The sequence below is a fragment of the Rhizobium sp. LjRoot258 genome, from assembly GCF_964254185.1.
Taxonomy (GTDB): Bacteria; Pseudomonadota; Alphaproteobacteria; order Rhizobiales; family Rhizobiaceae; genus Rhizobium.
Genome location: NZ_CAXUST020000001.1, coordinates 892,564 through 917,753, shown reverse-complemented (window position 1 = coordinate 917,753; position 25,190 = coordinate 892,564). Strand labels below are relative to the sequence as shown.

Here is a 25,190-nt window from a genome sequence, read left to right as displayed (position 1 = left end):
TTATTGATCTCTAGACTGCCATGCGACAAGCACCCTCCCCACTTTTGTGAAGCACCATGACTGATTTTATTGATAGTTTCGAAGACGAAGATCCATTCGATTCCGCCGGCCTGCGCCTGACCGTCGATCTGACGGCGTTGACGGAAAACTGGAAGGACATGGCGCGACGCTCCGGAAAGGCGCGGGCCGCAGCGGTCGTGAAGGCGGACGCCTATGGCACCGGCATCGAAGACTCCGGCGAAGCGCTCTACATGGCCGGCGCACGTGATTTCTTCGTGGCCACCGTCGATGAAGGCGTGACGCTGCGGCCCTACGCGCCGGACGCACGCATTTTCGTCCTCTCCGGCATCTGGCCCGGCACAGAGCGGCGGCTCTTCGAAAACGACCTTGTGCCGGTGATCTCCTCGGAAGAGCAACTCGCCTTCTGGATGGCGGTTCTTGCCGAATACGGCGATTACCCCTGCGCGCTCAATGTCGATACGGGCTTCAACAGGCTGGGCCTTTCCATGGACGAGGCGATCGCGCTTGCCGACGACGTTTCGCGTCCGGCAAGTTTTGCGCCGGTGCTCGTCATGAGTCATCTCGCCTGCAGCGACGACCATTCGTCGGGGATGAACCGGCAACAGCTTGAATCATTTCGGCAGGTTAGCGCCGCCTATGAAGGTATCGATTCAAGCCTTGCAGCGTCGGCTGGCATCTTCCTCGGCAGCGATTATCACTTTGATCTCACGCGTCCCGGTATCGCGCTCTACGGCGGCGAAGCCGTCAACGACATGGTGAACCCGATGCGGCCGGTGGTGAGCGCCGAGGCGCGGATCATTCAGGTTCGCACGGCGAAAGAGGGCCAATCCGTCGGCTATGGCCGCGCCATGCGACTGACCCGCGACAGCCGGCTCGCCATCGTGTCGGCCGGCTATGCCGACGGGTACCTGCGCAGCCAGTCGAGCGGTGGCGTGCCGCTGCGTCAGACCGTGCCGCAGGCAGGACAGGGCTTCGTGGCCGGGCGGAAGGTCCCCGTTGCGGGGCGCATCACCATGGACCTGACAATTTTCGACGTCACGGATCTTCCCGAAAACGCAGTGCGTGCAGGCGACTACGTGGAACTGTTCGGGAAGAACGTGGTCGTCGACGACGTCGCCCGGTCGGCCGGCACGATCGGCTATGAGATCCTGACCAGCATCGGCCTACGCCACGAGCGGCGCTACCTGCATGAGGAAGACTAAGCACCTTAGCGCGTCGTCAGGGCCAGTCGCACGCCGAGCGCCACCAACAGCGCGCCAAGACCGCGATCGAGCCAGAGGCCGATGCTTCTCTTGCGCTTGATGAGATCGGCAAGGCGGCCACCCGCCAGAATGAGCGGCGGCTCGATGAAGGCGGCAACGGCGATGATGAGCACGCCATGGACCGCCAGCTGCAGCCAGGTCGGTCCGGCGCCGTCGACCACGAATTGCGGCAGGAAGGCGAGGAAGAAGATCGCGACTTTCGGGTTCAGCAGCGAAACGAGGATGCCCTGTCTGTAGACCCGGCCCCGGGGCAGGACGTCCTTCGCCGCATTGACCAGACCGCCATCGCCTTTCGAGCGTAGGGCCTGAATGCCGAGCCAGATGAGGTAGATCGCACCGATCCATTTCACGATCGAAAAGGCCAGCGCAGAGGCGGCGAGGATCGCGGAGAGACCGAATGCCGCCGTAGCCACATGCAGGCTGGCGCCGGTCCAGATGCCGAAGAGTGCGGCAAAGCCGGTCCTTGTCCCGCTTTTGAGCGTGTGGCCGAGAATGAAAGCCATGTCGGGACCCGGTGACAGGTTGAGCAGGACCGCCGCGGTCAGAAACGCGATCCAGTGCGCGAGGGAATAGTCCAGCATCGTCGTGGCCTCCAAGACAGTGGAGAACAAGTGCCACCGGAGCCCCTGATGGGGAAATCATTAGTTTTGATCGGTGCCGCGAATGATTATTTGAGCAATCAAAGTGATTCGATGCGACGCGCTGGCGGCCATCCAACCGAAAGCATGATTGATGGCGAAGGCCAGGACACAATTCATCTGCCAGAGCTGCGGTGCGGTCCATAACCGCTGGGCGGGCAAGTGTGATAACTGCGGCGAGTGGAATACAATCGTCGAAGAAGACCCGATGGGCGGCATCGGCGGCGGGCCGACCAAGACGCCGAAGAAAGGCCGCCCGGTGGCACTGACGGCACTCTCTGGCGAGATTGAAGAAGCGCCTCGCATCCACACCGGCATCTCGGAACTCGACCGGGCGCTCGGCGGCGGCTTCGTGCGCGGTTCGGCCGTGCTGATCGGTGGCGATCCTGGTATCGGCAAGTCGACGCTGCTGATGCAGGGGGCGGCAGCGCTTTCCCGTCGCGGCCATCGGATCATCTATGTTTCGGGTGAAGAGGCGGTCGCCCAGGTTCGGTTGCGGGCGCAACGCCTGCAGGCGGCCGACACTGATGTCCTGCTGGCTGCCGAAACCAATGTCGAGGACATTCTGGCGACGGTTGCGGAAGGCAAGCGGCCCGATCTTGTGATCATCGACTCCATCCAGACGCTTTGGAGCGAACTGGCCGAATCCGCGCCTGGAACGGTGACGCAGGTGCGCACCGGCGTTCAGTCGATGATCCGCTTCGCCAAGCAGACCGGCGCGGCGATGGTTCTCGTCGGCCACGTCACCAAGGACGGGCAGATCGCAGGCCCCCGTGTCGTCGAGCACATGGTTGATGCCGTTCTCTACTTCGAAGGCGATCGCGGCCATCACTACCGCATCCTGCGCACGGTCAAGAACCGCTTTGGACCGACGGACGAGATCGGCGTCTTCGAAATGTCAGACAAGGGACTGCGCGAGGTCGCCAATCCCTCTGAACTCTTCCTTGGCGAGCGCAACGAGAAATCGCCGGGAGCAGCCGTCTTTGCCGGCATGGAGGGCACGCGTCCAATCCTGGTGGAAGTGCAGGCGCTCGTTGCCCCGACGTCGCTCGGCACCCCCCGCCGCGCCGTCGTCGGTTGGGATTCGGCGCGTCTGTCGATGATCCTTGCCGTACTCGAGGCCCACTGCGGCGTGCGACTGGGCCAGCACGACGTCTATCTCAACATCGCAGGCGGCTACCGCATCTCCGAGCCGGCCGCCGATCTCGCTGTCGCCTCGGCCCTGGTTTCCTCGCTCGCCGGTATTGCCCTCCCGGCCAATTGTGTCTATTTCGGCGAAGTCAGCCTGTCGGGCGCCGTCCGGCCGGTTTCACATACTTCCCAGCGCCTCAAAGAAGCCGAGAAGCTGGGCTTTTCTGCCGCGCTGCTTCCCTCGGCGTCAGCTGACCTGCCGAAGGGTTCCGGCGGTCGCTGGAGTGAGATTGAAAGCCTGCCGGACCTGGTTGCACGTATTGCCGGGTCGAAAGGCGCACTGCGACGTGTGGAAGAAGAGGTTTGATCCTTTCATCGCCAGCATCGGTGATGTTATAGGAAGCACGCAATGAGGCGCGACCAAGCCGTAGATAAACGGCGGTCCTGGAGTTGAATTTATATGCCCATTACGATTTTCGACGGTATTGTCATCGGCGTCGTTCTTTTCTCCGCCGTACTTGCAATGGTGCGCGGCTTCTCCCGCGAAGTTCTTTCGATCGCAAGCTGGGGCGGCTCTGCCGCCGCCGCATACTATTTCTATCCCTACCTCGTCCCCTACGCGAGGAAGTACACGGATGACGACCGCATCGCGATCGTCGGTTCGGCCGCGGTCGTGTTCCTGATCGCGCTGATCGTGATTTCCTTCATTACCATGAAGATCGCGGACTTCATCATCGACAGCCGGATCGGCGCGCTGGACCGTACTTTGGGCTTTCTCTTCGGCGCGGCTAGGGGCATACTTCTTCTCGTCGTCGCCGTCGCTTTCTGGAACTGGCTCGTGGACGCGGATCACCGCCCGGCCTGGGTGAACAACGCCAAGTCGAAACCGTTCCTGGACTCGATGGTCGTCAAGTTGCAGTCCGTACTGCCGGCCGAATTCGCGCAGATGGTGCGGGCGAGCGTGATGGACAAAATTCAGCCGCAGGGCGGCAATACTGAGAGTGGCAATGCGCCGGCATCCGATCAGGCGCCAGCCGAAGATGCAGCGCCTGCCCCTGCGAATGGTGCACAACAGCCGTCTAATTGACGCAGTGTTCAACAGCTTGACCCGCCACCTGGCAATTGCCATTTGAGCGGAACGTGAATAAAGGTCCGGCCGGGCATCCGCTCCGCCGGGCCTCAGCCGTTTAAAACGCATGATAACGGCGTCATGCTATGGAAAAGCCGATCCATTCTTGTGAGAGCAAAGGCCCGCATCGATGAACCAGTCTCATTCCTTGACGCTCAATGATGAATTCGATGGAGATACGCTCCACGAAGAATGCGGCGTCTTCGGCATTCTTGGCCATGACGATGCGTCAACGTTGACGGCGCTCGGCCTTCACGCCCTCCAGCATCGCGGGCAGGAAGCGGCCGGTATCGTCTCCTTCGATGGTTTGCGCTTCCACTCCGAACGGCATATGGGCCTCGTCGGCGATCACTACACGGACCCGACCACCCTCGCCCGCCTTCCCGGCAACATCTCGATCGGCCACAATCGCTATTCAACGACCGGCGAAGTGGCGCTGCGCAACGTGCAGCCGCTCTTTGCGGAACTCGAAGTCGGCGGCATCGCCATCGCCCACAACGGCAACTTCACGAACGGGCTCACCCTTCGCCGCCAGCTGATCGCCGGTGGCGCCATCTGTCAGTCGACCTCCGATACGGAAGTCGTTCTCCACCTCATCGCCCGCTCACGCTACAGCTCCACGGCCGACCGCTTCATCGACGCGATCCGCCAGATGGAAGGCGGCTATTCGATGCTCGCCATGACGCGCACGAAGCTGATTGCAGCGCGCGATCCCACCGGCATCCGTCCGCTCGTCATGGGTGAGCTCGACGGCAAGCCGATCTTCTGCTCGGAGACCTGCGCGCTTGACATCATCGGCGCCAAGTTCGTCCGCGACGTCGAGAACGGCGAAGTCATCATCTGCGAAATCCAGCCGGACGGCTCGATCTCGATCGACGCCCGCAAGGCCGGCAACGGCCAGCCGGAGCGCCTCTGCCTGTTCGAATATGTCTATTTCGCTCGTCCGGACTCTGTCGTCGGCGGTCGCAGCGTCTATGTCGCGCGCAAGAACATGGGCGTCAATCTTGCCAAGGAAGCGCCTGTTGCGGCTGATGTCGTCGTTCCCGTACCGGATGGCGGCACACCGGCAGCGCTCGGCTACGCTCAGGAAAGTGGCATTCCTTTCGAATACGGCATCATCCGCAACCATTATGTCGGCCGCACCTTCATCGAACCGACGCAGCAGATCCGCGCCTTCGGCGTCAAACTGAAGCACTCCGCCAACCGGGCGATGATCGAGGGCAAGCGCGTCGTGCTCGTCGACGATTCGGTCGTGCGCGGCACCACCTCGCTGAAGATCGTGCAGATGATCCGCGATGCCGGCGCCAAGGAAGTGCATTTGCGCGTCGCAAGCCCGATGATCTACTATCCTGACTTCTACGGCATCGACACGCCGGACCGCGAGAAGCTGCTGGCCAACCAGTACGACAGCCTCGAGGCCATGTGCAAATATATCGGCGCCGACTCCCTGCAGTTCCTGTCGATCAACGGCCTTTATCGCGCCGTCGGCGGCGAGGACCGCAACGACGCCCGCCCGCAGTTCACCGACCACTACTTCACCGGCGACTATCCGACTCGCCTTCTCGACAAGGACGGCGAAACGATGGGCCGCAAGGTTTCCCTGCTCGCGACCAATGGCTGACAGCCATTGGCTTTGACATTTGACTAGGGGGCGCTTATTGCGCCCCTTAATTTTTCAGCGACGCAGGACCGGGGCACAATGACTATCAACCTTGAAGGCAAGATCGCGCTCGTCACCGGCGCATCCCGCGGCATCGGTTATTTCACGGCACTTGAACTGGCAAAGGCCGGCGCCCATGTGATTGCCTGTGCTCGCACGGTCGGCGGCCTCGAGGATCTCGACGATGCGATCAAGTCCGTTGGCGGCTCGGCAACCCTTGTCCCGTTCGACCTGGCCGACATGAACGCGATCGACGCGCTCGGCGCCTCGATCTTCGAGCGCTGGGGCAAACTCGACATCCTCGTCGCCAATGCGGGCGTACTCGGCGTGATTTCGCCGATCGGGCATATCGAGGCAAAGACCTTCGAGAAGGTGATGAACATCAACGTCACAGCGACGTGGCGACTGATCCGTTCGGTCGATCCGCTGCTTTCGCGCTCGGAGGCCGGCCGCGCCGTCATTCTCTCATCCGGTGCTGCGCACAAGTGTCGTCCGTTCTGGGGTCCCTACTCGGCATCCAAGGCTGCCGTCGAAGCGCTGGCCCGCACCTGGGCCGGAGAAACGCAGCGCACGCCGCTTCGCATCACCAGTGTCGATCCCGGCGCCACCCGCACCGCCATGCGCGCGCAGGCCGTTCCGGGCGAAGATCCCGAGACGCTGCCGCATCCCTCCGAGGTCGCCAAGGCGATCCTGCCGCTGGTCGGCCCGGACGTGACCGAGACCGGCAAACTCTTCATCGTCCGCGAAAATAAGCTCGTCGATTACCACCTGCCGGAGTAAGGCAACGTATCAACTCGACGGAGCGGCCGGCAACAAGTGAGCGAAGCCTGTTTCCGAGGGACATAGCGCGTTGAGGTCCACTGGTCCCTGAATGCCGTTCAGCGTGCCGTTATCGGCGAACTGCCAGATTGACCAGTCGCGGCAGTCGTTCTGTCGTGGCTCCTGCCCGATGCTGCGCAGCCATAGATAGTGATCGGGAAACCGTGCCTCGTTTCCCTTCAGGTATTGATCGAAGAATTGCTGGTTCAGATAGAAGATCGGCCGGCCGGGATAAGCGCCGTTCAGTTCGTCCAGGAATGCGTTGATTTCCGCACTCAGTTCATCGAGCGTCGGCACCTTGCCACAGTTGCCGGTGAATTCGAGGTCGATCGCGATTGGTAACGCGTCCGCTTCGACAGGCACAGTCGCCATTACATTACGTGCCTGTTCACGGCCGGGGCGGCAGAATGTGAAGAAGTGATAGGCGCCGGGCACGATGCCGGCGTCTTTCGCAGCCTTCCAGTTTTCGGCAAAGCGCGTGTCGCGGTGATCGCCGCCCTCGGTCGCCTTCATGATCGCAAAGCGAACGTTCGGCTGCCGTGCCAACGCTCGCCAATCTACGGCGCCCTGATGGTGGCTGATATCGATGCCCTGTATGGGATAGTCCGCAAGCGTCGGAGGAGTGAACGGTGCCATCGCGCGATTGTATGCCAGATGCGATGCGACCGCGACAGCCAGAATCACCAGTCCGAGGATTGTTCGATAGAGGGTTTTCACACCAGGGCTCTTTCGCTTTCTTTAGCGGGTTGTAGCAGAATTCTGTTGTCCTGCGATGCGGGAGGCACCCCGGCCCTGCGCTTACGCTTCGGGCGTTCGTCGCTGCAATCGATTCACTGGATCAATTGGTCCGGCTGACGCCGGACCGCTCCTCACCCCCTTGACCAAACCCTGTTCCCGCGCCATAAAACCCGCCATGAAAACGGTTACCTGCATTATCTGCCGGAAGATTATTCGCTAGCGCGCTCGCTGGCCTGGCCGTTTTCGTCTCCTGAAAAGTCCAAGATGAGAAACGCCCCGGCCCGCCGGTGGTAGAATTTATTGGATCATTGCATTTGGGAGAGTAGACATGGCCGGCACGCCAGACACTAAGAAGCCGGAACTGAAGCTTTACAACACGCTGACGCGCGAAAAGGCGGCCCTTGTGCCGATCGATTCGCAGAACGTCCGCATGTATGTTTGCGGCCCGACTGTTTATGACTACGCCCATATCGGCAACGCGCGTCCCGCCATCATCTTCGACGTGCTGTTTCGGCTGCTGAACCATGTCTACGGCGTCGAACATGTTACCTATGCGCGCAACATCACCGACGTCGATGACAAGATCAATGCGCGGGCTCTGCGCGACCACCCCGGCTTGCCTCTGAACGAGGCGATCCGCTTGGTCACCGAAAGAACCGAGACGCAATATCTCGAAGACGCCAAGGCCCTCGGCTGCCTTGATCCGACGATCCAGCCGCGGGCGACCGACAACATTGCCCAGATGATCGCGATCATTGAGAAGCTGATTGCCAAGAGCCACGCCTATCAGGCGGAGGGCGAAGTGCTGTTCAATACGAAATCCATGGGAGATTACGGCGCGCTTTCCAGGCGCAACCTCGAGGAACAGCAGGCCGGCGCCCGCGTCGCGGTCGAGGCGCACAAGAAAAACCCGGGTGACTTCGTCCTCTGGAAGCTTTCGAGCGACAACGAACCCGGCTGGGAAAGCCCCTGGGGGCGCGGTCGCCCGGGCTGGCATATCGAATGCTCGGCCATGAGCGAACGCTATCTCGGCGAGGTCTTCGACATTCACGGCGGCGGCCTCGACCTGATCTTCCCCCACCACGAGAACGAGATCGCCCAGTCGCGTTGCGCCCATGGCACCAAGGTCATGGCGAACGTCTGGATGCACAACGGCTTCCTGCAGGTCGAGGGCCGCAAGATGTCGAAGTCGGAAGGCAATTTCGTCACTATCTACGAATTGCTGCACACCGAGAAGTTCGGCGGCCGGCAGTGGCCCGGCGCAGTACTGCGTCTTGCCATGCTGATGACCCATTACCGCGAGCCGATCGACTTTTCGGTCAAGCGGCTGGAAGAGGCCGAACGGGTGCTCGCCAAGTGGCCGGCAGCGGACGCAGCGGGCGCACAGCCCGACGCCGCCGTCCTCAGCGCTTTGGCCGACGACCTCAACACGGTGGCGGCCATTCAAGCGTTGCATGCGCTTGCCCAGTCCGGCGATCACGCAACATTTGCCGCCAGCGCGGCCCTGCTCGGCGTCCTGCCTGAGAAGGCAGAAATCGACGAAGCGGTCGCCATTGAAATCGACCGACGCGTGAAGGCGCGGCTCGAATTGCTCAAGGCGAAGAACTTCGCCGAGGCCGACAAAATACGCGACACCCTGCTTGCCGAAGGCATCCAGCTGAAGGACGGCAAGGATCCGGCCACAGGCGAACGGGTGACGAAGTGGGAGGTGAAGAGATGAACACCTATACCGGTGGATGCCAGTGCGGGGCGATCCGTTTTCGCGTTCGCGGCACGTTGAAGGATTCGTCAATCTGTCATTGCCGCATGTGTCAGAAGGCGTTCGGTGCCTATTACGCACCGCTGGTCTCCGTGCGTGGCGCCGAGTTCGAATGGACCCGCGGCGAGCGCAAGCGCTTTCGTTCGTCCAACATGGTCGAGCGCGGCTTTTGCGCCGATTGCGGCACGCCGATGACTTACGAGGCGCCGGATGGCATGGCGGTCGCGGCGGGCGCGTTCGACGACCCGTCCGCCCTTCCGCCAGTCATCCAGTTCGGCACCGAAGGCAAGATCGGCTTCGTTGACCACCTGCATGAGTTGCCCGCCCGAGAGACGGAAGAAGATGCCGAGGCCGCTCCCTTCGTGCTCGACATCGTATCCTACCAGCATCCGGACCATGACACGACGACGTGGCCTGAGGAGAGAAATTCATGACACCAGCTGCGGCTCTGAACGGAGGTTGCCAGTGCGGCGCGGTTCGCTACCGGGCCGTCGGCGAACTCGGCTATCCCCACCTCTGCCACTGCCGCATGTGCCAGAAGGCGGCCGGAAACTACTTCATGCCGCTGGCTGCAGCAAAGCGAACAGATTTTGCACTGACGCGCGGCGAGCCCAAATGGTTCCACTCTTCCGGTATCGTACGCCGCGGCTTTTGCGCGGACTGCGGGACGCCGCTTTTCTACGATGTTCCGGATGCAGATTTCATCAACATCGTGCTCGGCTCATTGGACGATCCCGATAGCGTCAAGCCGGTGATGCAATCGAACATCGGAGGCAGGATGAGCTGGTTTCACGAGCTCGATGCCCTGCCCGTCGAGCCGGAACCGGAAACGCCCGATCGCGAGAACGCGATTGCCGCGAGCAATCACCAGCATCCCGATCACGACACGGCCCATTGGCCAACCGGAGCGTCAGAATGAGCGAACCCATTCGAACCGGCGGCTGCCAATGCGGCGCAGTTAGATTCCGCATCAGCGGCAAGCTTGGCCGTCCCTCGATCTGCCACTGCCGTATGTGCCAGAAGCAGTTCGGCGGGTTCTTCTCCGCGCTGGTCACGGTGCCGGACGAAGGCATGCAGTGGACGCGCGGCGCGCCCAGCTATTTCCAGTCCTCCGTCAATATCGAGCGCGGCTTCTGCAAGAATTGCGGCACGCCGATGACCTACCGCCACCCGGGTGGCCTCGAGCTGGCGATCGGAACATTCGACGACCGCAGCGATCTGGCGCCGCAAATTCAGGTCAACTATGACGCCCGCATTCCCTGGGTCGAGACGATCTTCGACCAACCCATTCACAAGGACCCGGATTACTACGCGCAGCAGGAGGCAATCATTTCCTTCCAGCATCCCGATCACGACACTGCAATCTGGCCAGCCGAAGGCGTCAAAATATGACTGAAGTGCTCCGTACCCTCTACCCCGAAATCGAACCCTATGCCTCCGGCTACCTCGACGTCGGCGACGGCCATAAGATCTATTGGGAGCGTTCGGGCACGCGGGGTGCAAAGCCGGCGGTATTCCTGCACGGCGGGCCTGGCGGCGGCTTTTCGCCGAGCCACCGCCGCCTCTTCGACCCTGCGCTGTACGACGTATTGCTGTTCGACCAGCGTGGTTGCGGCAAGTCCACGCCGCACGCCGATCTCAATGCCAACACGACCTGGCACCTTGTCGCCGACATCGAGCGGCTGCGTGAGATGGCAGGCGTCGGGAAGTGGCAGGTCTTCGGTGGCTCGTGGGGCTCGACGCTGGCGCTCGCTTATGCCGAGAAGCATCCGGAGCGTGTTTCCGAGCTGATCGTGCGCGGCATCTATACGCTCACCAAGGCCGAGCTTGACTGGTACTATCAGTTCGGGGTGTCGGAAATGTTCCCCGACAAATGGGAGCGCTTCATTGCGCCGATCCCGTCGGAAGAGCGCCATGAAATGATGCATGCCTACAATCGCCGGCTTACCGGCGCGGACCGGGCCGTTGCCCTAGAGGCCGCCAAAGCCTGGAGCATCTGGGAAGGCGAGACGATCACGCTGCTGCCGGAAAAGTCGACCAGCGGCAAGTTCGAGGAGGCCGACTTCGCCTATGCTTTCGCGCGCATCGAGAACCACTTCTTCGTCAATGCGGGCTGGATGGACGAAGGACAGTTGCTGCGCGATGCTTATAAGCTGAAGGACATTCCCGGCGTCATCGTGCACGGCCGCTACGACATGCCCTGCCCGGCAAAGTATGCCTGGCTGTTGCACAAGGCATGGTCAAGGGCAGAATTCCATCTGATCGAAGGCGCCGGACACGCCTATTCTGAACCAGGCATCCTCGACAAGCTGATCCGCGCTACGGACAAGTTCGCCGGAAAGTAATAACGAGCCACAAGGCCGACAGGACCACCATCATGACACGCGAAAAGATCTACCTGTTCGACACGACGCTCCGCGACGGGCAGCAGACGCCCGGCATCGACTTCTCCGTCGAGGACAAGATTGCGATCGCAAGCATGCTTGATGAGTTCGGCCTTGACTACGTGGAAGGCGGCTATCCTGGCGCCAATCCGACGGATACTGCCTTCTTCAGCGAGAAGCGCACGGCGCAAGCTCGCTTCGTCGCCTTCGGAATGACGAAGCGAGCCGGTATTTCAGCCTCCAACGACCCGGGCCTGGCGAGCCTACTGCAGGCCGAGAGCGACGCGATCTGTTTTGTCGCCAAGAGCTGGGACTATCACGTGAAGGTGGCACTCGGCTGCACCAACGAGGAAAACCTCGAAAGCATCGCAGAGAGCGTCAAGGCCGCCGTCGCCGCGGGCAAGGAGGCACTGGTCGACTGCGAACATTACTTCGACGGTTACAAGGCAAACCCCGCCTATGCTATCGCCTGCGCCAAGACCGCCTATGAATCCGGCGCACGCTGGGTCGTGCTCTGCGACACCAATGGCGGCACGCAGCCGCCGGAAATCCGGAATATCGTCCACGCGGTTATTGCGGCGGGCGTTCCCGGTCACTGTCTTGGCATCCACGCGCACAACGACACCGGTCAGGCGGTCGCCAATTCGCTTGCCGCCGTGGAAGCGGGTGTGCGGCAGATCCAGGGCACGCTGAACGGCATCGGCGAGCGCTGCGGCAATGCCAACCTCGTGACCCTAATCCCGACGCTGGCGTTGAAGGAAACGTATTCATCCCGGTTCGAAACCTCGATCGACACCGAGCGATTGTTGAATCTCACCAGACTCTCGCACGCTTTCGACGAGCTGTTGAACCGCTCGCCCGATCATCAGATGCCATATGTCGGCGCGTCTGCCTTTGCGACAAAGGCCGGCATTCATGCTTCGGCTTTGCTCAAGGATCCGCGCACTTACGAGCACGTGACGCCTGAAAGCGTCGGTAATTTCCGCAAGGTCATGGTCTCAGACCAGGGTGGCAAGGCGAACTTCATCAACGCGCTAAAGCGCCGCGGCATCGAGGTCGGCAAGGACGACCCGAAGCTCGACCGCTTGATCGCGCTGGTCAAGGAGCGTGAAGCATCGGGCTATGCCTATGAGGGCGCCGATGCCAGCTTCGAGCTGCTTGCTCGGCGGACCCTCGGCACGATCCCGGAATTCTTCTCTGTCGAGGGCTTCCGCATCATGGTCGAGCGCCGCTTCGATTCCCATGGCCGCGTGAAAATCGTCTCGGAAGCCGTCGTGAAGATCGTCATCGACGGGCAGACGATCATGTCGGTCGCGGAAGGCGACGGTCCGGTCAACGCGCTCGACCTCGCGCTGCGCAAGGACTTCGGCAAATATCAGCACGAGATCGATGATCTGGTTCTGGCCGACTTCAAGGTCCGTATCCTCAACGGCGGGACCGAGGCCATCACCCGCGTTCTCATCGAATCGACCGATAGCGACGGGGTTCGCTGGTGGACGGTCGGTGTATCCGAGAACATCATCGACGCATCGTTCCAGGCGCTGATGGACTCGGTGATCTACAAACTGATGAAAAACCGGCAATTGGCCGGCAAGATCGCCGCCGAATAGGCTTCACATACCGAATACGAGGCCCCAATCCGCCTCCGAATACCACTCCTTGCCCTGCCGTGCGGTCTTCCAGCGCAGGGCGCGGACATGCTGCACACCACCCCTGCTGAAGGCGGCTTCGAGCCGCCTGTAGCTGTCGAAACCACCCGCCACGGCCTCCGCCCAGACAAACGCGACCGGGCCAAGATACTCGGCTGCGTAGCCATGTTCTTCGCGGCGGAACAGGAAGAAACCAGCGTAGGAAGCAAGCCCGGTCGGGCCTGCCGCGTCGACGTCGGGCACGCCCAGCGGCATGATCAGTCGACCGCCAACACTCAACCGCTCCACCCAGGCTTCGGCCGGAAAATGGACGGCAAAATTTACATAGACGGCATCGGTCAGCTCGCGCGGCCATTCGACCCCGTTGCCACGGACGACAAGAACGTTCGGATAGGCTCGCAGATTATCCTCTGCGCGCCTCGCCAGCTCCTCATCGAATTCGACGGCAGTGACGTGGCCATCGCCGCCAACCAGCAGGGACATGATCGCCGTGTAGTAGCCACTGCCGGCGCCTACATGGCAGACCGTTTCCCCACGGCGGAGCGCCAGCTTATGGATGCCCCTGGCATGCAAGCTCGGGCTGCCGTTGTTGACATGCCGCTCATGCTGAAGCGCAAACAGGGCATCCTGGTAGACGACAGAGGGATCCCCCGAGGGAATATCGACATAGCCGCACCAACTCGCCATCTTCCACGGCGGCGGCCCCAGGAACCGCTCGCGCGGCACCGTCGCGAAGGCGCGCAACAGCGCGTCGTCGCCTTGCACGCCCTCCTTCGAAAGCACCTGCGCGGCAAACGCCCTTCGGCAGTTCGCAAGAGCCTCTTCGTCCATGGTCTTCACCGTCGCGATGGCCGGCATCCATTCACCGAAATGAATTGGCCTATTCACGTCCGTTGCGATAAGCGGATCGATAACAAGATCAAATATGGAAACACTCGATGTCCGCCAATGCAAGCGCTCCGATCGTCAAGAACGAAGACAGTCCGCGTGGCTTCGCCTTTGCGCTGACGGCGTATCTATTGTGGGGCTTCCTGCCGATCTACATGAAGGCCGTCGCTCATATTTCGCCGGCGGAGGTCATCGCTCATCGCATCCTCTGGTCCTTGCCCTTGGCAGGGCTGGTGCTCGTCGTCCTCGGCCGCACGCAAGATATCCACACGGCGTTGCGATCACCGCGGATGCTGGCCATGGCGGCGCTCACCGCTGCCCTGATCACGGTCAACTGGGGCACCTATGTCTGGGCGATCGGCAGCGGCCACGCGATCGATGCAGCGCTCGGCTATTTCATCAACCCGCTGTTCAGCGTCTTCCTCGGCGCCGTGGTATTGAAAGAGCGACTGCAACCTGTGCAAATCGCAGCGATTGCGTTGGCTGGCCTCGCGGTCGTCGTACTGGCGCTTGATAGCGGCGGCTTGCCGTGGGTGTCGCTGACGCTGACGATTTCCTGGGGTCTCTATGCGCTGTTTCGCAAGACGCTGCCGCTCGGCCCGAACCAGGGTTTCTTCCTCGAGGTGCTGATCCTCAGCGTCCCGGCCCTGTTCTACGTTCTCTATCTGGAGCTCGGCAGCGGCGAAGGACACTTCTATCGCACCGGCTGGGCCGATACCGCCCTGTTGCTCGGCTGCGGCATCGTCACCGCCGTACCGCTGATGATCTATGCCAATGGCGCCAAGCTGCTGCGGCTTTCGACCATCGGCATCATGCAGTACATCGCGCCGACGATGATCTTCCTCATCGCGATCTTCGTGTTCCACGAGCCACTCGGCACGGCGCGCATGATCGCCTTCCCGCTGATCTGGGCAGGCTTGTTCCTCTACAGCTGGGCGATGCTCAAGGGCAGCCGGGAGCGCTAGAGCAGGAGCCGGGGCAGCATTTAGATTTCAGGCCCATCGGCCTAAAGTCATCCTGATCTAGGAACGCGTCACATCTTCGAGATCACGTCATCCTCACCCTCGCGGTCCAGGGATGCGATCTCGGCCGCCTGTGCCATGATGCCGGGGATGATTTCGGATATGTCGTCTATCACGAGCGGCTGAACGCGATGGGCCGTATGGACGAAACCCTCGTCTGTCATGTGGCGCATGAGCTCCATCATCGGATCCCAGAAGCCGCCGATGTTGGCAAACACCATCGGCTTCTCGTGACGGCCGAGCTGCGCCCAGGTCATGATCTCGACGATTTCCTCCAGCGTGCCGATGCCGCCCGGCAGCGCTACGAAGGCGTCGGAGCGCTCGAACATCGCATGTTTGCGCGTATGCATATCAGGCGTTACAATCAGCTCATTGAGCTGGCCGAGGGAATGGCGCGTAGCCTCCATGTCGATCAGGAACTCGGGGATGATGCCGGTTACCTGACCACCGTTCGAAAGCACGCCGCTCGCCACAGCCCCCATGATGCCCTTGGTGCCTCCACCATAGACGAGGCGCAGGCCATATTCGGCGATTTCCTTACCCAGCGCACGGCCGGCCGCCATGTGGCGAGGATCGCTGCCCGGTCGCGAGCCACAGTAGACACAGATGGAGCGAATGGAATGAGATTGATCTGTCATACGGGCAAACAACTATTCTCTCTGGCTCCAGTCAAGAAAAATGACGGAAAACCTGCGTCTTACATTTGCCTGGCTACTTTGACTGCTTGTGCAAAGCAGCGGGAATCGCTAGCAATTTTAGGAAGTCCGGCAAGATTGCCGCCTGGGGAGACGTGATGATGAGAAACCGTGCCGGCTTGCTGGCCCTTGCAGTGCTTGTAGTCGCAATTCTGTTGATGGTCTTTTTCGTCATGCCCCGCATCGGCGGAGACGCCGCCAAAGTTGGTGACGCAATCAACCAGGCCGGCTCCGAAGTGAAGAAGACGGTCACCGAATCCGCGAAGACATCGCGCCCCTCAGCCCCGGACGATGCCGCGACGACCCAGACAGTCGGGCGCCTTGCTTCGGAGGCAAGCCAATCCATTTCGCAACTTAAGGCGCTCTTTGCCGACGGCAAGGGCCCGACCCAGGAAGTTTTCGAAGCCGCCAAGTCGAAAGCTGCGACCTCGCTTGAGGCACTTGCAGACCTTGCGATCCCGGATGGCACGAACCCGGTCACGGCGGCCGCCGCCTCCAAAGCCAAGGATGGCGCAGCGAAGGCACTCACCATCATCAAGGCCCTGCCGGAAACCACTGCCGATGCGACAGCGGCGATTGCGATGGCTGAAGCGGCGCTGACAGGCTCCACGGAAGCCGGCGCGCCCGCGAGCCAACCGTCCGCGGTTGCCCTTGCAGAGGGCGCCAGCAAGCTCCCGACATTCGATTTGCTACGCGTCGAACCGGACGGGTCCACCGTCATTGCCGGCTCGGCCGAGCCGAACAGCAAGCTTGAAATCATGGACGGCGATAAGGTCGTGACCACGACCGACGTCGGTCCGACCGGCGACTTTGCTGCCGTGCTCGACAATCCGCTTGCCGCCGGCGATCACCAGCTCGTCCTGCGGGCTACCGGCAAGGATGGCAAGGCCTCGACATCGGAAGAAGTCGCGACCGTATCCGTTCCCAAGGATGGCAAGAGCTCCGAACTGCTGGCTATGGTTTCCAAGTCCGGCACCGCAAGTCGCATCATCACGGCGCCCAAGCCGGACGCCCAGCTTGCCTCCAATGGCGGCATCGCTCCGTCTGATCAGCCTGCAGCCCAAGTCACGCCGGGCTCGACGGATGTGGCGAACGCGCCCGCAGCCTCTGGCACACAGACAAGCACAGCTACGGCTGCCGACGTTGTGGTCAGCGCCGTCGAGATCGAAGGCGACAAGATCTTTGTCGCAGGCGCGGCGAAGCCTTTGGCAAACGTCGTCGCCTATGCGGATGACAAGCTGGTTGGCAAGGCGAAGGCCGGTCCCGATGGGCATTTCGTGATCGATGGCGTGATGCCGCTTTCCGTCGGCGATCACAAGATTCGCGTCGACGTTCTCGACGACGCCGGCAAGGTCGCCTTGCGCGCCTCGGTGAATTTCAACCGTCCGGAAGGAAATCAGGTGACGGTTGCCGCGCAAGGGGCCAATCCCAATGCCGGGGACACGGCAGGGATGGTGCCGCTGGATGAAGGCGCGCTCGGAAAGCTGAAGAACGATGCCGCCAAGGCCTTCTCTCTGCTCAGCGGGCTCTTCGCCGACGGCAAATTGCCGGGAGCAGAACAGCTCGCCGCAGCCCGCTCCGCCAACGAGTTCGCCCTGCGTGCCATCATGGAATTCCGCGCGGCAGCCGATGCCACAGCCGACTTCAAACAACAGGCTTCGACAGCGGCCCAGGCCGCCGCCGGCGCCCTGCAGACACTGCAGGCTCTGCCGAAGGATGCGGAATCCGTCGGCACTGCACTGGGCAAGCTCGGCGGCGAGATCGCCCAGTTGACCGGCCCTGCGGCCACGCCGGACGCAGCGGCGACCAACCAAGTCGCAGGAGACCAAGGCGGACCGACAACGATCGAGCAGGCACCGCTCGCTCCAAGTAACGAGACGGTCATCATCCGCCGTGGCGACACGCTCTGGCAGATATCGCGGCGCATCTACGGCGCGGGCGTGCGCTATACGACGATCTACGTCGCCAACGAGGACAAGATCACAAACCCGGATCGGATCTTGCCGGGCCAGATCTTCGGTCTTCCCAAGGACGCCTTGCCAAACGCGGAAGAGCTTCACCGCAAGCGGCTTTCGGGCGAGCATCTCTAGGCGATCATACTCTTAATAGAGCGGCCGGACGGATATCATGCCCGGCCGCTCTTTTCCTGCAGTGTCCAATTGTTGTATTGCTCCCGCCAACCTATCTGGCGGTGACGACGATCATGTCCGGCGAGGCCTTTTCGGCATTTCCGCCGCTCCCAATTTGTCGGCAACACAGCGCCATCAGCGCCTTTTGGCAGGAGATTCGCATGGCAAACGACAAAACAGTCTCGGATTCCAATCTCCTGCGGACGCTGTTCAATCTCTGGCCCTATATGTGGCCGACCGGCCGCCCGGATCTCAAGATGCGCGTCGTCTGGGCCTCGGTTTACCTGCTCGTTTCCAAGTTCGTGCTGCTGCTCGTCCCCTATTTCTTCAAGTGGTCGACGGATGCGCTGAACGGGAGGATGGATCTGGCCGGCAAGGTGCCGGACCTGCTTGTTGGTGCAACGGCATTGGTCGTCGCCTACAATCTCACCCGCCTGCTCCAACTCGGTCTGAACCAGTTGCGCGACGCGCTCTTTGCCAGTGTCGGGCAGCACGCCGTGCGGCAGTTGGCCTACAAAACCTTCGTGCACATGCACGAACTGTCGCTGCGCTTCCACCTCGAACGAAAGACCGGTGGGCTTTCGCGCGTGATTGAGCGCGGCACAAAGGGGATCGAGACCATCGTGCGGTTCACGATCCTCAACTCCGTCCCGACGCTGATCGAGTTCCTGCTGACGGCCATCATCTTCTGGTGGGGCTACGGCTTTTCCTATCTCGCCGTCACCGCGTTCACAGTCTGGGCCTATATCTGGTTCACGATCCGCGCCAGCGACTGGCGCATCGCCATCCGCCGCACGATGAACGACAGCGATACCGACGCCAACACCAAGGCAATCGACTCCCTCCTCAACTTCGAGACGGTCAAGTACTTCGGCAACGAAGAGATGGAGGCCCGGCGCTTCGACAGGTCGATGGAACGCTACGAGAAGGCGGCCACCGATGTCTGGACCTCGCTCGGCTGGCTCAACTTCGGCCAGGGCGTGATCTTCGGACTGGGCACGACAGTGATGTTGATCCTGTCGGCCCTTGCGGTCCAACGCGGCGAGCAGACGGTCGGCGACTTCGTCTTCGTCAACGCCATGCTGCTGCAGCTTTCCGTCCCGCTAAACTTCATCGGCTTCGTCTACCGTGAAATCCGCCAGGGCTTGACCGATATCGAGCACATGTTCGATCTCCTCGAAGTCAAGGCTGAAGTGATGGATGCCCCCGATGCCGCACCTTTGAATATCAAGCAAGGCGCCATCTCGTTCAAGGACGTGCATTTTTCCTATGACCCTGCCCGTCCGATCCTCAAAGGCATTTCCTTCGAGGTGCCTGCCGGCAAGACCGTTGCCGTCGTTGGGCCGTCGGGCGCTGGAAAATCGACATTGTCGCGTCTGCTCTACCGTTTCTATGACATTCAGAGCGGCTCAGTCTCAGTCGACGGTCAGGATATCAGGACGGTCACCCAGAAAAGCTTGCGATCGGTGATCGGGATGGTTCCGCAAGACACCGTCCTTTTCAACGATACGGTCGCCTACAACATCCGCTATGGGCGCCCTTCCGCCAGCGAAGCCGAGGTGAAAACCGCGGCCGAGATCGCGCAGATCGCGCACTTTATCGATCTGCTACCGGAGGGCTTTGAGACTAAGGTCGGCGAGCGGGGCTTGAAGCTCTCGGGCGGCGAGAAACAACGCGTTGCGATCGCGCGGACGATCCTGAAGGCGCCACCGATTCTGATCCTCGACGAGGCGACGTCGGCCCTCGACACGACCACCGAGCGGGACATCCAGACCGCGCTCGATGTCGTATCCAAGAACCGCACGACGCTGGTCATTGCCCACCGCCTGTCCACCGTCATCGGCGCGGACGAGATCATCGTTCTGAAGAGCGGCGAGATTGCAGAGCGCGGCACCCACACCGTGCTTCTCCAGAAGAATGGCCTTTATGCTTCGATGTGGAACCGCCAGCGCGAGGCAACGCAGGCCGAAGAGCATCTGAAGCAGGTCCGCGAGAGCGACGACATGGGCGTCGTGAGCAGGCTTGCGCCCGCGAGCTAAGCTGAGTGGACGGCAATCGGGCTGCTTTGCTGTTCAGAAACCCGTCATAGATGTGGGTCAAGGAGCCGCAGCATTGCCCCGGCGGCGGTTTCGCTGTAACCAGCGATGAGAAAAGAACACTAAGCACGGCGCGATCTTTGAGATTCGCTTGTCGCGCTTTAGTTCTTTGTTTTCACGCATGTCTTTGGCCAAGCCGGTTCCCGCCTTCGAGAGACATGCTTTAGGAGCGCGGTATAAATGAGCTTGTTCAATACGGTACGCAACACGATCGTTCCGGTGCACAAGGAAGGGTATCCCTTCATCGCCGCCTTCTTCGTCGCCTCGCTGGTCCTGGGCTGGATCTTCAAGCCGCTGTTCTGGATTGGCCTGATCCTGACGCTCTGGTGCGCTTATTTCTTCCGCGATCCCGAGAGAATGACGCCTCAGGACGACGATCTCGTCATCTCCCCGGCCGATGGCAAGGTGTCATCGGTCCAGATGGTCGTGCCGCCCGCCGAACTGAGCCTCGGCAGCGAGCCGATGCTGCGTATCTCGGTGTTCATGAATGTCTTCAACTGCCACGTGAACCGCTCCCCGGTGCGCGGGCGGATCGTCAGCGTCAACTACCGGTCGGGCGGCTTCGTGAATGCCGAACTCGACAAGGCAAGCGAGGACAACGAGCGCAATGGCCTTGTTATCGAAACAAAGCACGGCCAGATCGGCGTCGTTCAGATCGCCGGCCTTGTTGCACGACGTATCCTGTGCTGGGCAAACGCGAACGAGCCTCTGGATGCTGGCGAGCGCTTTGGCCTCATTCGTTTCGGCTCACGCCTTGACGTGTTTTTGCCGGCGAGCGCAGCGCCCCGGGTGACACTCGGCCAGACGGCCGTTGCCGGAGAAACCGTGCTGGCCGAATTCGGCGCAGCCAAGGGTCCTGTCGTCAGCCGCCGAAGCTAACAGTACTGGAGAGCGACATGGAAACGCCCTTCCCGCCCTTCGAGCCCAACGGCCCTCCTGATGATTCGGGCCGCGGACCGCGGCTTCGCGAGATTCCGCTTCGCCTCATCATACCCAACCTCATCACGATTCTGGCGATCTGTGCCGGCCTCACCGGCATTCGCCTCGCATTCGAGAACCGGTACGAGCTGGCCGTCGGCATGGTGCTTCTGGCTGCATTCCTCGACGGGATCGACGGCCGTGTTGCCCGCCTGATGAAGGCGACGTCGAAGTTCGGCGCGCAAATGGATTCGCTGGCGGACATCGTGAATTTCGGCGTCGCGCCCGCACTCGTCGTCTATGTCTTCGCACTGGATCAGGCCCGCTCGATCGGCTGGATCGCCGCCCTGATCTATTCGATTGCGGCGGGCCTTCGCCTAGCCCGCTTCAACGTCATGGCCGAGCGCGAGAACAAGGCAACGTGGCAGTCTGAGTATTTCGTCGGCGTGCCCGCGCCAGCCGGCGCGATGCTGGTGCTGCTGCCTGTCTATCTGGGCTTTCTCGGCCTGACGACGGATCGCACCTTCGCCTATCTCTCCTCGGCCTATACGGTTCTGATCGCCTTCCTCCTCATCAGCCGTCTTCCTGTCTGGTCCGGAAAGTCCGAAGGCAGCAGACTGCGGCGTGATCTGGTGCTTCCGGTGATGCTCGGCGTCGTTCTCTATGTTGCGCTGCTATCGAGTTTCACCTGGGAAGTCATGGTCGTGACCGCGGTTCTCTACCTCCTAACGTTGCCCTTCGGCGCCCGCAAATGGAAGCGCAAATACGGCACGCTGACGATCGAGGAACCCGGTGTTGGCGAAGACGATATCGGCCGGCACATCTGACATGTTCCGACTCTCGTTGCGGAAGAATGCCTGACTCAAGCCTCGCGAATTATGCATTAGATACATAATTCCTGATATGCGGCGCCTCTATTTTGTCGCTATTACAGGCAAAAGAGCAATAAATATAAGAGTCTAGGGACAGCACGTAAGGAGAGTATTGTGACCCCGAAGAAGACAAGCGTCGAACAGCCGGCAAAGTCCGACCTCAGCGCTAACTACCGCCCGCTCGGCCTGAAGGCCGTCCTTGCGGCGGCCCTGATGCTCAAGAGCAAGCCGACTCTGATCAAGAAGCCTGCCTAAGAACCTCCAAAAAAGCGGACGACCAGGCTGATGGCCAGCAGTCCCATGACAACGCCGATGATGATATCGAGAACCCGCCAGGCGGCGGGTTTTGCGAAGACTGGCTGCAGCAGGCGAGCGCCGCAACCCAATCCAAAGAACCAGACGAATGATGCGGTCGCCGCGCCGAGGCCGTAGGCCAAGCGGTGCGCGCCGCTATAGGCTGCGGACAGGCTGCCGAGCCGAACAACCGTGTCCAGATAGACCATGCGGGTCAAGAAGGTGAACGCCAGGCAGGGCGCCACGGCGGCTTTCAGACCCGGCGCTTGTGGAGAACCGGCCTGCATGGCGCCCGGATGGAGGACCCGGCGAAATGCCATCACGGCATAATCGCGCCCCCCAGCGTCACGACCGAGATGAGCATCGGCGACCGGGCGACGAGCGTTCCAAGCCCGGCAACGCCGGCGGCAATCAGCACGGCGTCCGATAGAGCGCAGATCAGGCACAGGATGAAGACGTGCGACCGCAGCAGGCCCTGACGCAGAATGAACGCGTTCTGTGCGCCGATTGCGATGATGAGCGAGGCGCCGAGAAAGAAGCCTGCAAGCGCGGCCGAGAAGGAGATCATGTGATTTTCCGGCAATGACGCGGTGGGAGTAACCGACTAGAAGAAGCTCAGCTGGCCATCGTCCGGCTTTTTCTTTTCAGGCGATGGCGGCTTTTCGACGGCCACTCTTTCCTGCAGATCGGCCCCCATGTTGGTCACCTTGTTGACCTTGTCGGAAACTGGGATTGCCTCGAAGAAATCCTCTTCCACCGGTTTCATCAGGTCGACAACATCGCGCGGCTCCTGTGTCTTGCAATCCAGCCAGCGCGAAAAGTCCTCCGGCTTGATGACGACGGGCATGCGGTCGTGGATCGGAGCGATGGCAGAGTTTGCCGCAGTCGTCAGGATCGCGCCGGTATCGACCTCCGAACCATCGGCGGAGGACCACGTTTCCATCAGGCCCGCGAGCGCGACAACACCGCCGCCGCGCGGCTTGATCCAATAGGCCTGGGACCTCTCGCCGCTCTCCTTGCTGGGGCGATGCCATTCATAGAATCCGGAAGCGGGCACGAGCACGCGCCGATGGCGCATGGCGGCGCGAAACGATGCCTTGCCGATCGCCGTTTCGGCGCGGGCATTGATCAGGAGCGGAAATTGCTTCGGATCCTTTACCCAGCCGGGCGTAAAGGCCCAGCGCACGAGCACCGCGCGCCGCTCGGGAAGATTGCTGCCTTTCTCCCTCGTTTCATCGGAGACGACGACCAGGATGGGCTGGGTCGGGGCAATGTTGTAACGCGCGGGAAAATCCTCGAGATCCATGATCCCCAGGATTTCCTTGAGTTCTTCGGGGGAAATCGTCAGCGCATAACGTCCACACATGGGGATGTCTTTGCACTCAGACCCGCTATGGTCAAGGCACACTCAGCCACGCGGAGCAAACAGTATGATTGCAGTGCCGCCGAGGCAGGCGAGCGCGCCGCCGATGTCCCAGCGGTCGGGCGCGCGGCTCTCTACAATCCACAGCCACATCAGCGAGGCGACGATGTAGATGCCGCCATAGGCGGCAAATGTGCGGCCGGCGGCCTCGCTCGGCACAAGCGTAAGAAGCCAGGCGAACAGCGCCAGAGACACCATGCCTGGCGCGAGCCACCAGGAAGGCTTTGCCATTTTCAGCCACGCCCAGAATGCAAAGCAACCGGCAATCTCGAAAACAGCTGCAGCGGCATAGATGATATAAGTCACGGAAGCTCCTTCGAATCGCCGAACTCAATATCCGGCGGAACGTCGGTTGCGCCAAGTACAGCCACCACCAATCGACGCGGATCCCCCTATGACTTCCACTCCGAAGGCGGCATCCTCCGCCATCCTGCAGCGCGGCGACCGGTTCCTCCTCGTGCTCCGGCGCAATCCGCCGTCGGCCGACATGTATGCCTTTCCGGGAGGACGGGCCGAACCCGGCGAGACGCCCGCGGAAACCGCGCTGCGGGAATTCGAAGAGGAGACCGGCATAAAGGCACACGGCCCTCGGCTCTTTGCAACATACGATCTGAAGACACATTCCGCCGACGGCACGATCGTGAGCCATTTCTTCCTTTCGGTGTTTCAAGTCGAGGCGGACGACGAGACCGTCGCGATCGCCGCCGACGACGCAGCCGACCTCGGCTGGTTCAGCGTGGAAGAGATCCGCCGACTGCCCGCCCCTCAAAGCGTGCTTGAATGCGCCGAACGCCTGGCGTCCGGCAGTGAATAAGCAAGTGGAAATTCCTGCATGCGCCTTGTTCCCGTCACTGTCAGCGTATCAACTACGAGCATGATTCCCGTTCGATGCGCGTTCCTGTCTCTTGCATTGTGCGCAAGCGCCGCCCTACCCGCCCCCGCATGGGCACAGGGCCCGACGCCAACACTGCCGGAGGAGAATGCGCCAAAAGCGGTCAGCGTGCCCTATGACGACAAGCTCTCGCGGCTTGCTGAAGTGCTGGGCTCAGTTCACTACCTGAGGACTCTGTGCAAAGCGGAAAACAGCAGCGAATGGCGAGGGCGCATGCAGCAATTGCTTGATTCAGAAGCCAAAGACGAGCCGCAGCGCAAGGAACAGTTGACCGCGGCCTTCAATCGCGGCTACCGCGCCTTCGCGTCGGTTTATACGGATTGCACGCAGGCAGCCATCGTGGCAGAAGAGCGATACCGTGCCGAAGGTGCAACACTTGCCACAGAAATTACGTCACGGTTCGGAAATTAACGGTTAATTAACCTCTTTTCGCACCCGGCCGTGTCGTTTTGGGAAAAGGCTGATAAGGTTGTTAACTAGGCAGTAAGGCATGCAGTTTGAGGAAATGACAATGGAACCAAGCCTCAATGACATCGACGACATGATCGTTCATGAGAAGACTCAGGCGGCCTTGGAGTACCATAATGAAGCCTGGGCCGACGGCATGGCAGACGGAATCGAACCCGAGATCATCGCCGATACAGCAATCATCCATGCGCTACGTGAAACCATTCGCCTCCATGGCGAAAACAGTGCCGAAGCGCTGCTGGATTCCTTGCGGGAGCGCATGCTTGCCGGCGAGTTTTCTCCGAACCGCACCTTGCAATAACG

26 protein-coding genes and 1 pseudogene are annotated in these 25,190 nt (G+C 61.3%); 20 read left to right on the top strand and 7 right to left on the bottom strand.

Annotated features, from left to right (window positions below; all coding sequences use genetic code 11):
• Window positions 1-56 precede the first annotated feature (56 nt).
• Complete coding sequence (gene alr, locus ACSQ9D_RS04505; protein WP_436281320.1) at window positions 57-1,223, top strand: alanine racemase; 1,167 nt, start codon at window positions 57-59, stop codon at window positions 1,221-1,223.
• A gap of 5 nt (window positions 1,224-1,228) precedes the next feature.
• On the opposite strand, the gene ACSQ9D_RS04500 is transcribed toward alr, so the two are convergent.
• Window positions 1,229-1,864 (bottom strand): LysE family translocator, encoded by a 636-nt coding sequence (locus ACSQ9D_RS04500; RefSeq protein WP_436281319.1) that lies wholly within the window; start codon window positions 1,862-1,864, stop codon window positions 1,229-1,231.
• 151 nt (window positions 1,865-2,015) lie between these two features.
• On the opposite strand from ACSQ9D_RS04500, the gene radA reads away from it, so the two are divergent.
• The 4 genes from radA to ACSQ9D_RS04480 all read left to right on the top strand — a co-directional run bounded on the left by radA (window position 2,016) and on the right by ACSQ9D_RS04480 (window position 6,621).
• The gene (radA, locus tag ACSQ9D_RS04495; protein WP_436281318.1) at window positions 2,016-3,419 is read left to right on the top strand and encodes a DNA repair protein RadA; all 1,404 of its coding nucleotides are present in this window, start codon (window positions 2,016-2,018) and stop codon (window positions 3,417-3,419) included.
• 93 nt (window positions 3,420-3,512) lie between these two features.
• Entirely contained in the window at window positions 3,513-4,139 is a 627-nt protein-coding gene (locus tag ACSQ9D_RS04490; RefSeq protein ID WP_024316454.1) for a CvpA family protein, read from the top strand.
• A 172-nt stretch (window positions 4,140-4,311) separates the two neighbouring features.
• A complete protein-coding gene (gene purF / locus ACSQ9D_RS04485; RefSeq protein ID WP_037117037.1) occupies window positions 4,312-5,802 on the top strand; it encodes an amidophosphoribosyltransferase in 1,491 nt (496 codons plus the stop codon).
• 78 nt (window positions 5,803-5,880) lie between these two features.
• Window positions 5,881-6,621 carry an SDR family NAD(P)-dependent oxidoreductase gene (locus ACSQ9D_RS04480; RefSeq protein WP_436281317.1) on the top strand — a complete coding sequence of 247 codons (741 nt, stop codon included), beginning with the start codon at window positions 5,881-5,883 and terminating at the stop codon, window positions 6,619-6,621.
• A 9-nt stretch (window positions 6,622-6,630) separates the two neighbouring features.
• Here the strand turns inward: ACSQ9D_RS04480 and ACSQ9D_RS04475 are convergent, their stop codons facing one another.
• Window positions 6,631-7,377, bottom strand: coding sequence for a glycoside hydrolase family 25 protein (locus ACSQ9D_RS04475; RefSeq protein ID WP_436281316.1), 747 nt, complete (start codon window positions 7,375-7,377; stop codon window positions 6,631-6,633).
• Between the two features lie 349 nt (window positions 7,378-7,726).
• Between ACSQ9D_RS04475 and cysS the strand changes: the two genes are divergently transcribed.
• From cysS to cimA, 6 genes are read left to right on the top strand one after another with little or no spacing between them, the layout of a single operon-like run.
• Window positions 7,727-9,118, top strand: coding sequence for a cysteine--tRNA ligase (gene cysS, locus ACSQ9D_RS04470; RefSeq protein WP_436281315.1), 1,392 nt, complete (start codon window positions 7,727-7,729; stop codon window positions 9,116-9,118).
• The gene (locus ACSQ9D_RS04465; protein ID WP_436281314.1) at window positions 9,115-9,591 is read left to right on the top strand and encodes a GFA family protein; all 477 of its coding nucleotides are present in this window, start codon (window positions 9,115-9,117) and stop codon (window positions 9,589-9,591) included. Before cysS ends, ACSQ9D_RS04465 begins: the two co-directional genes overlap by 4 nt.
• The gene (locus ACSQ9D_RS04460; protein ID WP_436281313.1) at window positions 9,588-10,076 is read left to right on the top strand and encodes a GFA family protein; all 489 of its coding nucleotides are present in this window, start codon (window positions 9,588-9,590) and stop codon (window positions 10,074-10,076) included. Before ACSQ9D_RS04465 ends, ACSQ9D_RS04460 begins: the two co-directional genes overlap by 4 nt.
• A complete protein-coding gene (locus tag ACSQ9D_RS04455) occupies window positions 10,073-10,549 on the top strand; it encodes a GFA family protein (protein WP_436281312.1) in 477 nt (158 codons plus the stop codon). The genes ACSQ9D_RS04460 and ACSQ9D_RS04455 overlap by 4 nt, the downstream gene beginning before the upstream one ends.
• Complete coding sequence (gene pip, locus ACSQ9D_RS04450) at window positions 10,546-11,502, top strand: prolyl aminopeptidase (RefSeq protein ID WP_436281311.1); 957 nt, start codon at window positions 10,546-10,548, stop codon at window positions 11,500-11,502. Before ACSQ9D_RS04455 ends, pip begins: the two co-directional genes overlap by 4 nt.
• 32 nt (window positions 11,503-11,534) lie before the next feature.
• Entirely contained in the window at window positions 11,535-13,151 is a 1,617-nt protein-coding gene (gene cimA, locus ACSQ9D_RS04445; protein WP_436281310.1) for a citramalate synthase, read from the top strand.
• A 3-nt stretch (window positions 13,152-13,154) separates the two neighbouring features.
• Here cimA and ACSQ9D_RS04440 read toward each other — a convergent pair whose 3' ends face one another.
• Window positions 13,155-14,048: a protein-L-isoaspartate O-methyltransferase family protein gene (locus tag ACSQ9D_RS04440; RefSeq protein WP_436281309.1), complete on the bottom strand. Its 894-nt coding sequence runs from the start codon at window positions 14,046-14,048 to the stop codon at window positions 13,155-13,157.
• 80 nt (window positions 14,049-14,128) lie between these two features.
• Here ACSQ9D_RS04440 and rarD point away from each other — a divergent pair, with 80 nt between their 5' ends.
• Window positions 14,129-15,043, top strand: coding sequence for an EamA family transporter RarD (gene rarD, locus ACSQ9D_RS04435; RefSeq protein ID WP_037117049.1), 915 nt, complete (start codon window positions 14,129-14,131; stop codon window positions 15,041-15,043).
• Window positions 15,044-15,111: 68 nt separating this feature from the next.
• Here rarD and ACSQ9D_RS04430 read toward each other — a convergent pair whose 3' ends face one another.
• Complete coding sequence (locus tag ACSQ9D_RS04430; protein WP_436281308.1) at window positions 15,112-15,738, bottom strand: TIGR00730 family Rossman fold protein; 627 nt, start codon at window positions 15,736-15,738, stop codon at window positions 15,112-15,114.
• 155 nt (window positions 15,739-15,893) lie between these two features.
• On the opposite strand from ACSQ9D_RS04430, the gene ACSQ9D_RS04425 reads away from it, so the two are divergent.
• The 5 genes from ACSQ9D_RS04425 (at window position 15,894) to ACSQ9D_RS04405 (ending at window position 22,065) form a co-directional block, all read left to right on the top strand.
• Entirely contained in the window at window positions 15,894-17,885 is a 1,992-nt protein-coding gene (locus ACSQ9D_RS04425) for a LysM peptidoglycan-binding domain-containing protein (protein WP_436281307.1), read from the top strand.
• 200 nt (window positions 17,886-18,085) lie between these two features.
• Window positions 18,086-19,963, top strand: a complete 1,878-nt coding sequence (locus ACSQ9D_RS04420; RefSeq protein WP_436281306.1) for an ABCB family ABC transporter ATP-binding protein/permease — start codon at window positions 18,086-18,088, stop codon at window positions 19,961-19,963.
• Window positions 19,964-20,200: 237 nt separating this feature from the next.
• The gene (locus ACSQ9D_RS04415; RefSeq protein WP_436281305.1) at window positions 20,201-20,899 is read left to right on the top strand and encodes a phosphatidylserine decarboxylase; all 699 of its coding nucleotides are present in this window, start codon (window positions 20,201-20,203) and stop codon (window positions 20,897-20,899) included.
• Between the two features lie 17 nt (window positions 20,900-20,916).
• Window positions 20,917-21,765 (top strand): CDP-diacylglycerol--serine O-phosphatidyltransferase, encoded by an 849-nt coding sequence (gene pssA, locus ACSQ9D_RS04410; RefSeq protein WP_024316439.1) that lies wholly within the window; start codon window positions 20,917-20,919, stop codon window positions 21,763-21,765.
• A 159-nt stretch (window positions 21,766-21,924) separates the two neighbouring features.
• Window positions 21,925-22,065, top strand: a complete 141-nt coding sequence (locus tag ACSQ9D_RS04405) for a hypothetical protein (RefSeq protein WP_167371545.1) — start codon at window positions 21,925-21,927, stop codon at window positions 22,063-22,065.
• Here the strand turns inward: ACSQ9D_RS04405 and ACSQ9D_RS04400 are convergent.
• From ACSQ9D_RS04400 to ACSQ9D_RS04390, 3 genes and pseudogenes are all read right to left on the bottom strand, one after another.
• Window positions 22,062-22,672, bottom strand: a pseudogene (locus tag ACSQ9D_RS04400) (LysE/ArgO family amino acid transporter). The gene ACSQ9D_RS04405 and the pseudogene ACSQ9D_RS04400 sit on opposite strands and share 4 nt — an antisense overlap.
• Before the next feature lie 36 nt (window positions 22,673-22,708).
• Window positions 22,709-23,470 carry an SOS response-associated peptidase gene (locus ACSQ9D_RS04395; RefSeq protein ID WP_436281304.1) on the bottom strand — a complete coding sequence of 254 codons (762 nt, stop codon included), beginning with the start codon at window positions 23,468-23,470 and terminating at the stop codon, window positions 22,709-22,711.
• A gap of 42 nt (window positions 23,471-23,512) precedes the next feature.
• Window positions 23,513-23,833, bottom strand: a complete 321-nt coding sequence (locus ACSQ9D_RS04390) for a YnfA family protein (RefSeq protein ID WP_436281303.1) — start codon at window positions 23,831-23,833, stop codon at window positions 23,513-23,515.
• 88 nt (window positions 23,834-23,921) lie between these two features.
• Between ACSQ9D_RS04390 and ACSQ9D_RS04385 the strand changes: the two genes are divergently transcribed.
• From ACSQ9D_RS04385 to ACSQ9D_RS04375, 3 genes are all read left to right on the top strand, one after another.
• Window positions 23,922-24,341 carry an NUDIX hydrolase gene (locus tag ACSQ9D_RS04385; RefSeq protein ID WP_436281302.1) on the top strand — a complete coding sequence of 140 codons (420 nt, stop codon included), beginning with the start codon at window positions 23,922-23,924 and terminating at the stop codon, window positions 24,339-24,341.
• An 18-nt stretch (window positions 24,342-24,359) separates the two neighbouring features.
• Entirely contained in the window at window positions 24,360-24,830 is a 471-nt protein-coding gene (locus ACSQ9D_RS04380) for a TIGR02301 family protein (RefSeq protein ID WP_436281301.1), read from the top strand.
• A gap of 100 nt (window positions 24,831-24,930) precedes the next feature.
• Window positions 24,931-25,188, top strand: coding sequence for a hypothetical protein (locus ACSQ9D_RS04375; RefSeq protein ID WP_018857413.1), 258 nt, complete (start codon window positions 24,931-24,933; stop codon window positions 25,186-25,188).
• The last annotated feature ends 2 nt before the right edge of the window (window positions 25,189-25,190 follow it).